Origin of the sequence: Mycobacterium sp. (assembly GCF_035314905.1) — a bacterium.
Taxonomy (GTDB): Bacteria; Actinomycetota; Actinomycetes; order Mycobacteriales; family Mycobacteriaceae; genus Mycobacterium.
The window spans coordinates 1-13844 of sequence record NZ_DATFYW010000060.1 but is presented as its reverse complement, the minus strand read 5'-3'; the positions used below and the strand labels follow the sequence as shown (position 1 = coordinate 13844).

Genomic DNA, 13844 nt, shown 5'->3' with positions numbered 1-13844 from the left:
GTACCGGGACCTCGTCGATCGTTATCGCACCATGGCGAATTGCTTGGCTTCGAAGAGCATATCGCCTGGGCCGAGGCAATGACATGACCGTGGCGGGCGTGGTGTGCGGGTCGTGTGGGACTGCGCTGCGGGTGAACGCCTAGTTCTGCGATGAGTGCGGTGCAACGGCCTGGGGGTTGTGGACGCCGAGCTAGTCGAGATGGACCTGTCGCGGCTGATTCACCGGCGGATGAGATTGAAGACTGTCACGACGCGGAGGACGAGTACTTCCCCGTGGAACCCGCGCAGGCAGACCAGGACTGCTGGACTCAGTGCGCAGGGAGAGACTGACCACCCGCCCACAGGATCAGCGCGCCTGCTCAGAGGAGCCCCGTTTCCCAGTCGGCCTGCACGGCTGCCTTGGCCGCGCGGAGGGTCTTGCGGGGATCGCCGAGGATGGTGGTCCGCTGCTCCGCCCGGGCGAGTCCCCGCACACCCGATCAGGTTGTTAGACGAGCCCGTAAATGTCCAGGAGTCGAAATCGTGTCGCATCGAGACGCTGGCCCAGAGTCGAAGCCACTTCCTTTACCAGCTCGTATCCCAGCTCGTGATCCTCTTCGCATTTTGTGCGGAGGCACTTGCCATCCAGCGCGATCGCTCGGGTCATCTCCACCGCGCGCGCGTCGAACCGCCAGCGATAGGGGGGTATCAACCACGACCATCCGAGCATCTCGCCGCCGCCCAGAGTCTCAATCGTCAATCTGCCGTGACCAGGAGCAACGACTTCGAGCGCGACTTTTCCTTCGCGGATGAGATAGAAGGTGTTGGCTTCTTTGCCTTCTTGAAAGATGAACTCACCGGCGTTGAATCGGACGTTCGACGCACATCCGACTACCAGTTGATGATAACGCGGGTCCACCCGGCTAAAGAACGGATGCTTAGCCAGAATGCCTTCAAGCGTCTTCATTGCGTTTTCCTTTCCGGGTACGCGGGTCCAGGTTGGGCACGGGCCTTGTGTGTCTTAGGTGTGGTGCCGCTCCGGCCACGCTGTTGACCGCGATCCATCCGTGCGTCCCACCCACGGAACGGTACGTCACCCGGTCGTCGCCGACCCAGACGCTCATCGCGTGGTGGCCCAACCTGAGCCGGTACCACTCGCCCGTTCTGGTCGTCGTCTTCATGTCGTCGCCTCCGGCCTTGGGCCCAACACCGAGAACCTGCCCCGCGTCGAATCAGGTACAGCAATTGGGGTCCAGCACGGAGCACAGGGCGATGAGCGCATCCCGCCGTGGACGGTGGTAGACGTTCATCCCACGGCGCGCGGATTCCACGATGCCAGCACGCCGGAGCTGATTGAGGTGGTGACTCACCGTGGCCTCACTGAGGCTGACGGCGCTGGCGAGGTCGCGGCTGCATTCTTCGCCAGCAGGTGAGCTGAATAGCAGCGAAACCAGTTTGACCCTGACCGGATCGGCCAGCGCCTTGAGACGCAGGGCGATCTCCAGCGCAGCGCCGTCATCGAGCGGGCCAGCGGCAACAGGAGCGCAGCACACCGGCGCGGAAATATCGACCATCGGCAGCGTCTTCGGCATACCAGCAATCCTGCCACAGGCTATTGACATATATCAAAGAGGTGGCAGGATCGGTCGCGTCTGCGACATATGTCTAACAGGTGCGGAGGTCATGATGTCCCGTATCCAACTAGCCCTCAACGTCGACAACCTTGATGAAGCGGTCACGTTTTACTCCAAGCTGTTCAACACCGCACCCGCGAAGCTCAAAGAGGGCTATGCCAACTTCGCCATCGCCGAACCCCCGCTGAAACTGGTGCTGCTAGAGAACCCAGGCCACGGGGGCACCGTCAACCACCTCGGCGTGGAGGTCGAGGCCAGCGACAAGGTGCACCAAGAAATCGCCCGCCTCGCTGGCGAGGGCATGTTCACCCAGGAGGAGATCGGAACCACCTGTTGCTTCGCCACCCAAGACAAGGTGTGGGTGACCGGACCCGCCGGGGAGCGGTGGGAGGTCTACACGGTCCTGGCCGACTCCGAGACCTTCGGCACCAGCCCCGAGCTGCTCGCCGCCGAGCCAACAAGCGGATGCTCCTGCACCGCGAGTGACAGCCCCGAGAAGCCATCGCGCGACAAGTCCGCGACTACGGCCTGCCGCTGAACACGGAACCGTTATCTCCACGGGGTGTTGTCTCATGCAGGTGCTGGCTTACATAGCGTCGGCGCTCATCGGAGTGTGGGGGATCGCCCACGCCGTACCGACCAGGCAGGTTGTGGCAGGGTTTGCGCCCATCACGGTGGACAACCGCCGCGTCCTCACCCAGGAGTGGCTGGCTGAATCCTTCACTATGTGGGGTCTGGCAGCCGCGGTGGTAGCGGTCACCGTATCAGGACCTCACACGCAGGTCACAGCCATCGTTTACCGCGTCGTCGCCGGGTTGCTCCTGGCGCTTGCGGTGCTTACCGCACTCACTGGCGCTCGCACCCCAATCGTGTGGTTCAAGGTCTGTCCGGTGCTGCTGGCCACCTCTGCGGCTGTCCTGCTGGTGGCCAGCATCCTGTGACGAAGCGCGGACCCGTCATGGCTGCAAACTCACTACCGCGTCGGCTGTTGGCCGAGTTCACCGGCACCGCCCTGCTGGTCACCGTGGTCGTTGGGTCCGGCATCGCCGCACAGCAGCTCTCGCCGAACGACGTCGGGTTACAGCTCCTGGAGAACTCCACCGCCACGGTGTTCGGCCTGGCCGTGCTGATCCTGCTGTTCGGACCGGTCTCCGGGGCGCACTTCAACCCGGTCGTCTCGGCAGCGGATTGGCTGCTGGGCCGCCGCGCGGGCACGGGTATCAGCGCCAGCCACGTCGCCTCCTACACCGTCGCCCAGACCTTGGGCGGCATCGTCGGCGCGGTCCTGGCCAACATCATGTTCGACCGCCGAGTGTTCGAGATCGCCACCAAGGACCGCATCACCACAGGCCATCTCGTCGGTGAGGTAGTCGCCACAGCGGGCCTGATCGCGTTGATCTTCGCCCTGGCGCGCACCGGGCGAGCGGCACTATCCGCCGCAGCGGTCGGCACATACATCGGCGCGGCGTACTGGTTCACCAGCAGCACGTCATTCGCCAACCCCGCCGTCACCGTCGGTCGGATCTTCTCCGACAGCTTCGCCGGTATTGCGCCGGGCTCCGCGCCCGGTTTTATCGCCGCTCAGGTCATCGGAGGCTTTCTCGGACTGGCGCTCATCGCCACCCTCTACCCGGACGCCGCCGCCGCCGCAAACGACGTCGTCATCCCGCACCAGACCGATGCCCATCACGCCGATCAACGGAGTTCGACATGACCGACAGTCCCGTCCCCCTGGCCACCCACCACCACCCCGATCTGTCCATCGACCAGCGGCTCGCACTACGGACCGCTGCGACCAGACTGCACTCCGAGTTCGGCGAACACTTCGGTGTCGAGACCATCGAACGGTTCCTGCACTCCTGCTACGACCAATTCGCAGGCAGGGCCACAATCCCCAACTTCCTGCCGCTGCTGGCCGAACGCTGGGCACGCCAACGCCTTAACGCCCTGGCCCGCGTCGAAGGCAAGATCACCGACACCAAACCCACCGTGCTGTTCCTGTGCACCCACAACGCGGGCCGCTCCCAGATGGCCCTGGGGTACTTCAACCACCTCGCGGGCGACCAGGGCGTGGCATGGTCTGGCGGTTCTGAACCCGGGAACGAGGTCAACCCGGCAGCCATCGCGGCGATGGCCGAGGTCGGCCTCGACATCACCCGCGAGTTTCCGAAACCCTGGACTGACGAAATCGTCGAGGCTTCCGACGTCGTCGTGACGATGGGGTGCGGCGACGCTTGCCCGTTCTTCCCTGGCAAGCGTTACGAGAACTGGGAACTACCCGACCCCGCCGGACAGTCCATCGACGCGGTCCGCCCGATCCGTGACGACATCGAAGAGCGGGTCCGCCGCCTGCTCGGCGAACTCAACATCACCCCCGCCGACTAATTGGAGCCCGCATGACCGAAGCGACGGGCAAGCCGTCAGTGCTGTTCGTCCGCGTCAATAACGGCGGTAAGTCCCAGATGGCCGCCGGGCTGATGCGCAAGATCGCCGGAGATGCCGTGCAGGTGCACTCAGCGGGCACACGACCTGGAAACTCCCTCAACGCGCTCTCCGCCCAGTCGCTGGCTGAGGTCGGTGTCGACATCAGAGACGAGACGCCCAAGCCCGTTGATCCGCAACTCGTTCGCGACGTCGACATCGTGGTGACCCTCGGTCGCGAGGCCCACGTTGAACCAGTCACCGGAACCGCATTCGAGAACTGGGACACCGACGAATGGAAATCGACGCGACTAATGTGGTCGACCAGCCCGCGGAGCGGCGGCGCACGCGAAGACGGAAAACCGAGCAGCAAACGTTTCTGGAGGGCCTGTGGACATCGTCCTCGGTGTGTCCATGACACCCACGACTGTCCGCATGGTGCTGGTTGAAGGCGAACAAGCCGATGGCCTGACCATCGAGCATGACGTCTTTGACATCACGGCCATCAAGGGTTCGGCAACTCCGAGCGCGTCAGATCAGGTGATCGCGGCAATCCTGGGAACCCGCGAGAGCGCGCTCGCCAGCGGCCATCGCCTGGTCGCCACCGGGGTGACGTGGAGCGACCACGCCGAAGCGGCTGAGTTGCGCAAAGCTCTCGCCGCCCGCGGCATCGAAGACGTGGCCCTGGCTTCCGAGCTGCACGCTGCAGGCGCGCTCGCCCAGGCGGTCGGCCGCGCGGTGGGCTATGACACGACCGCCCTGATCCTCATTGAGCGGGACACCGCCACACTGGCAGTGGTCGAGACCGCTGACGGCTCGATTGTCAAGGTGCTCAGCCGCAGCCTGCACAGCGCCGACGCGATGGCCGTGCTCGCCGAGATGGCGACCGGCGTGCAAGCCCCCAAGTCGCGTCCGCGGGGCATGTTCATCGTCGGCTCCGGTGCAGACGTCACCTCGGTCAAGGCGCACCTAGAAGACCTAGTCCCCCTGCCGGTCATAGCCCCGGCGGAGCCCGAACTCGCCTTGGCCCGCGGGGCGGCACTGGCCTCGGCCAATGCACCCCAATTCGACGTGTCCACCGTCGGCTTGGCCTATTCCCAGGACCCAGACGGTCCAACCGACGTTGCCGCGCCGCTGGTGCTTATCGATGACGCCCGGCAAGACCGTAAATCGCTACTGCTGGTGGGCAGCTCACTGACCGCGATCTTCGTGGTGGGCGTGCTGGCGCTGGTGATCTCGTTGGCAGCCAGCATCCGACCGACCGTCGATCAGCGGCCAAGCACCAGCGCGAACACGGTCGTTCCGGGCACCGCGGCGCCCACACCGCAAGCGGCTGCGCCGGAGACTCAGCCCCCGCTTGCGCTGCCACGACCGAACGCGCAGACCATCGAGGTAGCCCCGCCGCCTCCGGCGGTGACCGCTCCGGTGACACAGCAACCATCGTTTGTATGCCGTCACCTTCGTCCGGTCTGCCGCCTGGCACATCGCTAGCTCACGCTGCCGACGTTCGGGACGATCACCGGTATGCCATGACGGCGATTGTTCTGTGCCCCTAATTGACACCTGGCTTCGATCATCATCCCGTTGCCGACGATCATCGCGCGTGGCCGTCCCACACCGCCAGGTCGCCGGGCAGCAGCGCATCCTGAGTCAAACCCGCCGCCACGCATTTGACTCAGCACCCCGATCGTTCTGCGCGAGTAGCCTAAGCAGCCATGAGCGAAAGCGGCCCAACCAATGAGCAGTAGTCAGCCGCGCCGGGGGTGGGAACCGCCCACACCGCGCGGCAAGGACTTCAAAACCGCTCCTCCCTCTATGAAGTTCGCGAAGGTTTTCCTGATCTTCGCCATCCTGTTCGGCGTATTTATGGTGGTCTACCTGACTTTGGGTCTCGTTGGCGTGGTTTGACCTCCGAACGACCACACAACCTGCGCCGAACCGGGTACGGAGTGCCGGACCGTCCTGGCCATCAGGGTGCGCGAGCAAGGTCCATCTGCACCCTGTAGAGAAGAAACGTGACCGTGAAGCCACGGGTTTGATGGCTGCCTGTGCATGCTTCTATGCGTCCGGATGGCTTCGCCGCAGCAGCGTCCAGGCAGCAGGGTTGCCTTTGCATGCGGCCCCTGGCAGGAACGATGCCGTACCGCAGACGTCCTCCAGCAGGGCATCTAGCCTAGCCGAGCACCGATGCGAGCCACGGGATACAGAATGCCCCCAGCGGGGGCACAGCGTTGTAGACGAGGCCCCTGACGGGGGTTTTTGTCTCCTGCTGTGTTCGACGCCGGTGTGTCAAGAACTTTTTTTCACGCACTTCTGATGACCTGCGTCCTCGTGCTGTACCCCTATTGATACCTGGCTTCGATCATCTGCCGTTGCCGACCACCATCGCGACGTGGCCGTCCCACACCTCGAGGTCGCCGGGCAGCAGCGCGTGTCGATTAGCTCGACGAGAATGCGCCGGAATCATTGCCTGGCTGCCCGTGCCCACATTTGGCCCACAACTGCCCACAAATTTGGGTGATGCAGTGTGAACGACAGTGATGTCTTTCCGCAGGCAGAGCCGTTTTCGGTCCCTTGAACTGGCGGTGGCGGAGGGATTTGAACCCCCGGACGGTGTTAGCCGTCTCTCGCTTTCAAGGCGAGTGCATTAGGCCGCTCTGCCACGCCACCGCCGACAAGCGTAGCGGGGTGTCAGGCCCGGCCGAGGTGCGCGGGCGCCGCGGCGACCTTGAGCGCGGCGTTGATGCGCCGGCAGTTCTCGCCCATCGCGGCCACCTGCGGGCGGGAGAGCTGGCCCAGGAAATGTTCACGCACACCCTGGCCGTAGGTGATCATCGCCCGCCCGACCGCCGCACGGCCCTCATCGGTGATCGTTGCCAGCACGCCGCGGCCATCGTCGGGACTGGCCTCCCTGCGGACCAGACCCTGGCCCTCCAACCGACGGATCTGGCGAGTGATCCGGCTCGGCAACGACAGCAGCCCCTCGGCGAGGTCCCCCATCCGCGCCGAACCGTTCGGCGACTTGGTGAGCATCTCCAGCAACCGCACATCGATCAATGTCAGGTGATGCAGGTCGACCAGGCTGCGGTTCAGGGCCGCGGACAACCTCAGCGCCGCTTCCAGGAAGTTCTGCCAAGACCGCAATTCCGCAATGTCCAACCCCGGCATTTCGCTGGCAGTGCGCCCGGCGATCAACCCCTCCATGCGCGAAGATCCTAGGTCCAATCCGCTGAACCACGGACCAAATTTGACGAGCTAGTAGCTTTGGGTCACATGCGAGCGGTCGTGGTGGGGTCTGGAGAGCAACTGGCGTGGCAAGAGGTGGCCGATGTGCGCGCCGGTCCGGGCGAGGTGCTGATCAAGGTCGCGGCGGCGGGCGTCAACCGGGCCGACCTACTTCAGGCGGCCGGGCACTATCCGCCGCCGCCGGGCGCCAGCGACATCCTCGGCATGGAGGTCTCCGGGAACATCGCCGAACTCGGCGAAGGGGTCGGCGACTGGTCCGTCGGGCAAGAAGTCTGCGCTTTGCTGGCAGGCGGCGGATACGCCGAATTCGTCGCGGTACCCGCCGCCCAGGTGATGCCCGTCCCGCCGGGTGTCGGGCCGGTCGCCGCGGCCGCTTTACCCGAGGTGGCCTGCACGGTCTGGTCGAACCTCGCAATGACCGCTCACCTCGCGAAAGGCCAGACGCTGCTGATCCACGGCGGCGCGAGCGGCATCGGGACCCATGCCATTCAGGTAGCGCGAGCGCTGGGCGCCCGGACCGCCGTCACCGCAGGGTCGGACGCGAAGCTCGACTTGGCGCGGCGGCTCGGCGCCGACATCGCCATCAACTACCGCGAGGAGGATTTCGTCGCCCGGATCCACGAGGAAACCGACGGCGCGGGCGCCGACGTGATCCTCGACATCATGGGGGCGGCGTACCTGGACCGCAACATCGACGCGCTCGCCGTCGACGGGCAGTTGATCGTGATCGGCCTGCAAGGCGGAACGAAAGGCGAGCTGAACCTCGGCAAGCTCATGAGCAAACGGGCACGCGTGATCGGCACCACGCTGCGCGGCCGCCCCGTGGACGGCCCCAACGGCAAAGGCGCCATCGTGGGCGAGGTGGTGTCGAACGTCTGGCCGATGATCGCCGACGGACGGGTCCGGCCGTCGATCGGCGCTGAACTGCCGATCCAGCAGGCCGCTGAAGCCCACAAACTGCTGGCGTCAGGAAACGTGACCGGCAAAGTCATCCTGCGGGTCGGCGACTAACCAAGCGAAGCCAGCGCCCGCACCAGTTGGTCGACCTCGGCCGTTGTCGAATAGTGGGCCAACCCGATCGAGACCGCGCCGCCGACGTCGTTGACCCCGATCAGGTCGAGCACCCGCGAACTGACGTTGGAGATGGCGCAGATGCCGTTGTCGGCGAGCCGCTGCACCACGCGGTCAGCAGGCACGTCGGTGACCGCGAAGGTCAGCACCGGGATGTTCACCTCGGGACGCCCGATCAGCATCACCCGAGGCAACGACCGCAGCGACGCGACGAGGTAGTCGAACACCCGGTCCAGGTAGATTCCCGCGGACTGCATTGACACAGCCAGCCGTTGGCGCCGGGTACCCGACGCGGACTCGTCAAGCGACGCCAGATACTCGATGCTGGCGACCACCCCGGCGAGCAACCCGAACTGATGGACGCCGACCTCCAGTCGCGCCGGCCCGGTGGCGTACGGAACCAGCGACATCGAGTTGAACGATTCGATCAGCGCCGGCTCGCGGAACACCAGGGCACCGATCGGCGGCCCTCCCCACGCCACCGCGTTCACCGCCACCACGTCGGCGTCGATTTCATTGATGTCCAGCAGGCGGTACGGCGCGGCCGCGGAGTGGTCGACGACCACCAGGCCACCGACGTCGTGCACGAGCTTGCTCACCGCGCGCAGATCGGTGACGGTGCCCAGCGTCGCCGACGCCGACGTGATGGCCACCAGCCGAGTGCCCTTCGTGATCAGGCTCTCCCACTGCCAAGCGGGCAGGTCGCCGGTTTCGATGTCGACTTCGGCCCACTTGATCTTCGCGCCGAAGCGATTGGCTGCGCGCAGCCACGGTGCGATGTTGGCTTCGTCATCCAACCGGGTGACGACCACCTCGTAACCCAGGCCGGTCCGCGACGACGAAGCGTCCGCGAGCGATGTCAGCAAAATCGCGCGGTCGGCGCCCAGCACGACGCCCCGGGGGTCGGCGTTCACCAGATCCCCGACCGCCTGACGCGCCGCTTCCAGGACCGCGGCGCTGCGCCGCGCCGCCGGGTACGGACCGTTCGGGTTGGGCATCGACCCGCGAAAGGCCGTCGAGACCGTGGTGGCCACCGAGTCGGGGATCAGCATGCCCAGTTGCGCGTCGAAGTGCACCCACCCGTCGCCCAGCGAAGGGTGCAAACCCCGCACCCTGGCGACGTCGAAAACCATGCCAGCCACCTTAGAGCGTCCAAGATCGCACACAACCGACGCATTTGTCATGGGCTTCCGGTCACATCCTGCACAGATGGACCAGGTCACCTGGCCAGCCATACTAGTCCAGTGAGCCTCGGGTTCGGAGTGCTAGTCGCGCTGCCGCTGCTGATCGTCCCCGGGGCAATCGTCGCGCTGGCGGCCGGGCTGCCGAGGCCGCTCGCCATCGCCGTGGGGCCCGCGGCGACGTACGGCGTCGTCGGGCTGGCCATCATCCCCTACGGCGCTCTCGGCATTCCCTGGAACGGATGGACCGCGCTGGCCGCGCTGGCCGTCGTGACCGCTGCGGTGATCGGCCTGCGGTCACTGCTGTCGCGCTTTCGCGACCGCGACGCCGAGGCGCGCACGATGTCGCCGGGGCCGGCGATCGTGGTGGCGGCCGGCGTCGCGCTCGGAGCGGCGGCAATCGGCTACGCCGCGGTGAGCGGGATGCCGCACTGGCAGTCGGTGCCGAGCACCTGGGACGCGGTGTGGCACGCCAACGCCGTGCGCTACATCCTCGACACCGGTCAGGCCTCGTCAACGCACATGGGTGAACTGCGCAACGTCGAAACCCACGACCCCCTTTATTACCCGTCGACGTTTCACGCCCTGGCCGCGGTGCTGAGCCAGCTCACCGGCGCGGCACCGACGACGGCGTACACGCTCAGTTCGCTGGCCGCGGCGATCTGGCTGTTTCCGGTGAGCGCGGCGACGCTGACCTGGCATCTGCTGCGGACCAGTACGCCCGAGTGGCGGACCGCCGGGGCGGCCGCCGCGGCGGCGGCGCTGTCGGCGTCGTTCACCGCGCTGCCCTACGTCGAGTTCGACACCGCGGCGATGCCCAACCTGGCGGCGTACGGCGTCGCGGCGCCGACCATGGTGCTGATCGTCTCGGCGCTGCGGCATCTTGACCGCATCCCGCTGGCGGTGCTCGCGCTGATCGGGGTGTTCTCGGTGCACACCACCGGCGGCGTCGTGGTCGTGTTGTTCGTCGCGGCCTGGTGGCTGTTCGACGGGCTGTGGCACCCGGTGCGGGGCCGGCTCAGCGATTTTGCGGCGCTGCTCGTCATCGGGATCCCGACGGTGCTGGTGCTGACGCCGCAATTCATCGGCATCCTGCGGCAGGCCGAGATCATCGTCGGCCACGCGTTCGTCACGCACGAAGGCAAGAAGAAGGCGCTCTTCGACGCGGTCTTCCAGCACACCCGTCACCTCAACGACTTCCGCGTCCAGTACGCGTTGATCGCGCTCGCAGCGGTCGGCGGGGTGATCCTGCTGATCCGCAAGATCTGGTGGCCGCTGGCGGCGTGGGTGCTGCTGGTGGCGGCGATCGTGCATTCGTCGGCGCCGTTCGGGACTGTCATCGGCGGCCTCACCGCTCGGTTCAGCGACTTGTTCTACAGCGACCCGCGGCGGCTTTCGGGCGTGGTCACGCTGCTGTTGGCGCCGATGGCGGGCATCGCGTTGGTCACCATCGTCACGGCGGTGGTGGACGGGTTGCGCGGGCTGGTGGAGCGGCGAGCCACGGTTTCCCCGCGGGCGTGGTACGCGGTGACCGCTGCGCTGCTGGTGGGGATCAGCATCGGCTACGCCTGGCACTACTTCCCGCGGCACCGCTACCTGATGGGCGAGAAGTACGACTCGGTGATCGTGGACCGCAAAGCCCTCGACGCGATGGCATACCTGGCCACGCTGCCCGGAGCCCGCGACACACTGATCGGCGACGCCAACACCGACGGCACCGCGTGGATGTACGCGGTGGCAGGACTGCACCCGCTGTGGACGCACTACGACTACCCGGTGCAGCAGGGCCCGGGCTACCACCGCTTCATCTTCTGGGCCTACGCCGACGACGCGGACACCGACCCGCGGGTCGCGGACGCGGTGCGGGCACTCAACATCCGTTACGTTTTGACGAGCACACCCGTGGTCAGAGGGTTCGTGATGCCCGACGGGCTAGTGTCACTAGATAAGTCACGATCATGGGCCAAGATCTACGACAACGGCGAGGCCCGAATCTACGAGTGGCGTGGAAGCCAACCGGCCGGAACACCGGGTGCGACACCGGGTGCGAGCTGAGGGGAGCAGGTAAGGACATGAGTACCGGCACCGACGACGACAACATCGAGATCATCAACGGCCCCGGCGGTGCCCGCGGCCAGCAGGACGCCTCCGACAACCAACCCTCGGTGACCGACCTTGTCGAGCAGCCGGCCAAGGTGATGCGGATCGGCACGATGATCAAGCAGCTGCTCGAGGAGGTGCGCGCCGCCCCGCTGGACGACGCCAGCCGTAACCGGCTGCGCGAGATCCACGCGACCAGCATCCGGGAGCTCGAAGAGGGGCTGGCCCCGGAGCTGCGGGATGAGCTCGAGCGGCTGACGTTGCCGTTCAGCGAGGATGCGACGCCATCGGATGCCGAGCTGCGGATCGCGCAGGCCCAGCTGGTCGGCTGGCTGGAGGGGCTGTTCCACGGCATCCAGACGGCGTTGTTCGCGCAGCAGATGGCGGCGCGGGCGCAGCTCGAGCACATGCGCCAGGGGGCGCTGCCACCGGGCATCGGACCGCAGCAGGCTCCCATGCACCCGGGAACAGGACAGTACCTGTAGTAGACAGAGCACGGTGTCCGTCTTCGATCCGACCGCCAACGGCGTCAAACCCGGGCCGCTCCCGCAGGGCGGACCCGCGGCTGACGACGTCAGCATCGAGACCGTCGGCGCGTGGGTGGAGTTCCCGATCTTCGACGCGAAGTCGCGGTCGCTGAAGAAGACGTTCCTGGGCAAGGCCGGCGGCACGATCGGACGTAACACGTCGAACGTCCTCGTCATCGAGGCGTTGCGTGACATCACGCTGTCGCTGCGCACCGGCGACCGGGTGGGCCTGGTCGGGCACAACGGCGCGGGCAAGTCGACGCTGCTGCGGCTGATGTCGGGCATCTACGAGCCCACCCGCGGGAAGGCCGTCGTGAAGGGCCGTGTCGCGCCGGTGTTCGACCTCGGCGTCGGGATGGACCCGGAGATCTCCGGCTACGAGAACATCATCATCCGGGGGCTCTTCCTCGGTGAGACCCGCAAGACGATGTTGTCGAAGATCGACGAGATCGCCGAATTCACCGAGCTCGGCGAGTACCTGTCGATGCCGTTGCGCACCTATTCCACCGGCATGCGGGTGCGGCTCGCGATGGGCGTGGTCACCAGCATCGACCCGGAGATACTCCTGCTCGACGAGGGCATCGGCGCGGTGGACGCCGACTTCCTGAAAAAGGCGCAAGTGCGCCTGCAGAAGCTCGTCGAGCGCTCCGGCATCCTGGTGTTCGCCAGCCACTCGACGGAGTTTCTCGCGCGGCTGTGCAACACCGCGATCTGGATCGACCACGGCACCATCAAGACGATCGGGGGGATCGAAGAGGTCGTGCGTGCCTACGAGGGCGAAGACGCCGCCCGGCACGTCGCGGAGATCCTGGCCGATGCCGGCACAGATGGTTGACACGGTGTACGCCGTGGTGGTCACCCACCGGCGTCCCGACGAACTGGGCAAATCGCTGGACGCGCTCACCGCGCAGACCCGCGCACCCGACCACATGATCGTCGTCGACAACGACGCCGACGAGCGGGTCCGCGATCTGGTCTCAGGTCAACCGATCCCCACGACATATCTCGGATCACGCCGAAACCTCGGCGGCGCAGGCGGATTCGCGCTCGGCATGTTGCACGCGCTGGCGGCGGGCGCCGACTGGATCTGGTGCGCCGACGACGACGGGCGGCCGAAGGATCCGGGTGTGCTGGCCACCCTGCTGGCCTGCGCCCGACGCCACGGGCTCGCCGAGGTGTCGCCGATGGTCTGCGACCTCGACGACCCGCAGCGCCTCGCGTTCCCGCTGCGCCGCGGCGTCGCGTGGCGCAGGCACGTCAGCGAACTGCGCGCCTCACCCGAGCAGGACCTACTGCCCGGCATCGCGTCGCTGTTCAACGGGGCGCTGTTCCGCGCCACCACGCTGGAGGCGATCGGCGTGCCGGACCTGCGGCTGTTTGTCCGCGGCGACGAGGTAGAGGTGCACCGGCGGCTGGCGCGCTCGGGGTTGCCGTTCGGCACCTGCCTCGACGCCACCTACCTACACCCCCACGGCGCCGACGAGTTCAAGCCGATCCTCGGCGGCCGGATGCACACCCAGTACCCCGACAACCCGACCAAGCGATTCTTCACCTACCGCAACCGCGGCTACCTGCTGTCGCAGCGGGGCCTGCGCCGGCTGCTGTTACAGGAGTGGCTGCGGTTCGGCTGGTTCTTCCTGGTGTCCCGGCGCGACGTCGCGGGCCTCATCGAGTGGATGAGGCTG

At 66.5% G+C, this 13844-nt stretch carries 16 protein-coding genes and 1 tRNA gene; 12 read left to right on the top strand and 5 right to left on the bottom strand.

Features of this window, described 5'->3' with window-relative positions; translation table 11 throughout:
* Window positions 1–487: 487 nt before the first annotated feature.
* Together VKG81_RS04720 and VKG81_RS04715 are read right to left on the bottom strand one after the other, a co-directional pair.
* A complete protein-coding gene (locus VKG81_RS04720; RefSeq protein ID WP_324390182.1) occupies window positions 488–946 on the bottom strand; it encodes a cyclic nucleotide-binding domain-containing protein in 459 nt (152 codons plus the stop codon).
* A 265-nt stretch (window positions 947–1211) separates the two neighbouring features.
* Entirely contained in the window at window positions 1212–1571 is a 360-nt protein-coding gene (locus VKG81_RS04715) for an Rv2640c family ArsR-like transcriptional regulator (protein WP_324390180.1), read from the bottom strand.
* Between the two features lie 94 nt (window positions 1572–1665).
* Between VKG81_RS04715 and VKG81_RS04710 the strand changes: the two genes are divergently transcribed.
* From VKG81_RS04710 to VKG81_RS04680, 7 genes are all read left to right on the top strand, one after another.
* Entirely contained in the window at window positions 1666–2151 is a 486-nt protein-coding gene (locus tag VKG81_RS04710; RefSeq protein ID WP_414685162.1) for an ArsI/CadI family heavy metal resistance metalloenzyme, read from the top strand.
* Window positions 2152–2185: 34 nt separating this feature from the next.
* Window positions 2186–2554: a hypothetical protein gene (locus VKG81_RS04705; RefSeq protein ID WP_324390176.1), complete on the top strand. Its 369-nt coding sequence runs from the start codon at window positions 2186–2188 to the stop codon at window positions 2552–2554.
* A 17-nt stretch (window positions 2555–2571) separates the two neighbouring features.
* On the top strand, window positions 2572–3327 hold the full coding sequence (locus tag VKG81_RS04700; RefSeq protein ID WP_324390175.1) for an MIP/aquaporin family protein: 756 nt from the start codon (window positions 2572–2574) through the stop codon (window positions 3325–3327).
* The gene (locus VKG81_RS04695) at window positions 3324–3998 is read left to right on the top strand and encodes an arsenate reductase ArsC (RefSeq protein ID WP_324390173.1); all 675 of its coding nucleotides are present in this window, start codon (window positions 3324–3326) and stop codon (window positions 3996–3998) included. The genes VKG81_RS04700 and VKG81_RS04695 overlap by 4 nt, the downstream gene beginning before the upstream one ends.
* Window positions 3999–4009: 11 nt before the next feature.
* Window positions 4010–4483: a low molecular weight phosphatase family protein gene (locus VKG81_RS04690; RefSeq protein ID WP_324390171.1), complete on the top strand. Its 474-nt coding sequence runs from the start codon at window positions 4010–4012 to the stop codon at window positions 4481–4483.
* Entirely contained in the window at window positions 4449–5525 is a 1077-nt protein-coding gene (locus tag VKG81_RS04685; RefSeq protein WP_414685161.1) for a DUF7159 family protein, read from the top strand. Before VKG81_RS04690 ends, VKG81_RS04685 begins: the two co-directional genes overlap by 35 nt.
* A 246-nt stretch (window positions 5526–5771) precedes the next feature.
* Complete coding sequence (locus VKG81_RS04680; RefSeq protein ID WP_324390169.1) at window positions 5772–5942, top strand: hypothetical protein; 171 nt, start codon at window positions 5772–5774, stop codon at window positions 5940–5942.
* Window positions 5943–6614: 672 nt separating this feature from the next.
* On the opposite strand, the gene VKG81_RS04675 is transcribed toward VKG81_RS04680, so the two are convergent.
* Both VKG81_RS04675 and VKG81_RS04670 read right to left on the bottom strand, forming a co-directional pair.
* Window positions 6615–6704, bottom strand: a tRNA-Ser gene (locus tag VKG81_RS04675).
* A gap of 21 nt (window positions 6705–6725) precedes the next feature.
* Window positions 6726–7238 carry a MarR family winged helix-turn-helix transcriptional regulator gene (locus tag VKG81_RS04670; protein WP_324390167.1) on the bottom strand — a complete coding sequence of 171 codons (513 nt, stop codon included), beginning with the start codon at window positions 7236–7238 and terminating at the stop codon, window positions 6726–6728.
* A gap of 69 nt (window positions 7239–7307) precedes the next feature.
* On the opposite strand from VKG81_RS04670, the gene VKG81_RS04665 reads away from it, so the two are divergent.
* Window positions 7308–8291, top strand: coding sequence for an NAD(P)H-quinone oxidoreductase (locus VKG81_RS04665; RefSeq protein WP_324390165.1), 984 nt, complete (start codon window positions 7308–7310; stop codon window positions 8289–8291).
* Here VKG81_RS04665 and VKG81_RS04660 read toward each other — a convergent pair.
* The gene (locus VKG81_RS04660) at window positions 8288–9484 is read right to left on the bottom strand and encodes a cysteine desulfurase-like protein (RefSeq protein ID WP_324390163.1); all 1197 of its coding nucleotides are present in this window, start codon (window positions 9482–9484) and stop codon (window positions 8288–8290) included. The genes VKG81_RS04665 and VKG81_RS04660 overlap by 4 nt on opposite strands.
* Window positions 9485–9595: 111 nt before the next feature.
* Here VKG81_RS04660 and VKG81_RS04655 point away from each other — a divergent pair, with 111 nt between their 5' ends.
* The 4 genes from VKG81_RS04655 to VKG81_RS04640 form a co-directional block, all read left to right on the top strand.
* On the top strand, window positions 9596–11587 hold the full coding sequence (locus VKG81_RS04655; protein WP_324390161.1) for a DUF6541 family protein: 1992 nt from the start codon (window positions 9596–9598) through the stop codon (window positions 11585–11587).
* A gap of 17 nt (window positions 11588–11604) precedes the next feature.
* Complete coding sequence (locus tag VKG81_RS04650) at window positions 11605–12117, top strand: bacterial proteasome activator family protein (protein WP_324390159.1); 513 nt, start codon at window positions 11605–11607, stop codon at window positions 12115–12117.
* Window positions 12118–12211: 94 nt separating this feature from the next.
* Window positions 12212–12994 (top strand): ABC transporter ATP-binding protein, encoded by a 783-nt coding sequence (locus VKG81_RS04645; protein ID WP_324390184.1) that lies wholly within the window; start codon window positions 12212–12214, stop codon window positions 12992–12994.
* Window positions 12987–13844, top strand: an 858-nt coding sequence (locus VKG81_RS04640; RefSeq protein WP_324390157.1) for a glycosyltransferase family 2 protein, incomplete at its 3' end; no start/stop codon positions are given. The genes VKG81_RS04645 and VKG81_RS04640, both read left to right, overlap by 8 nt.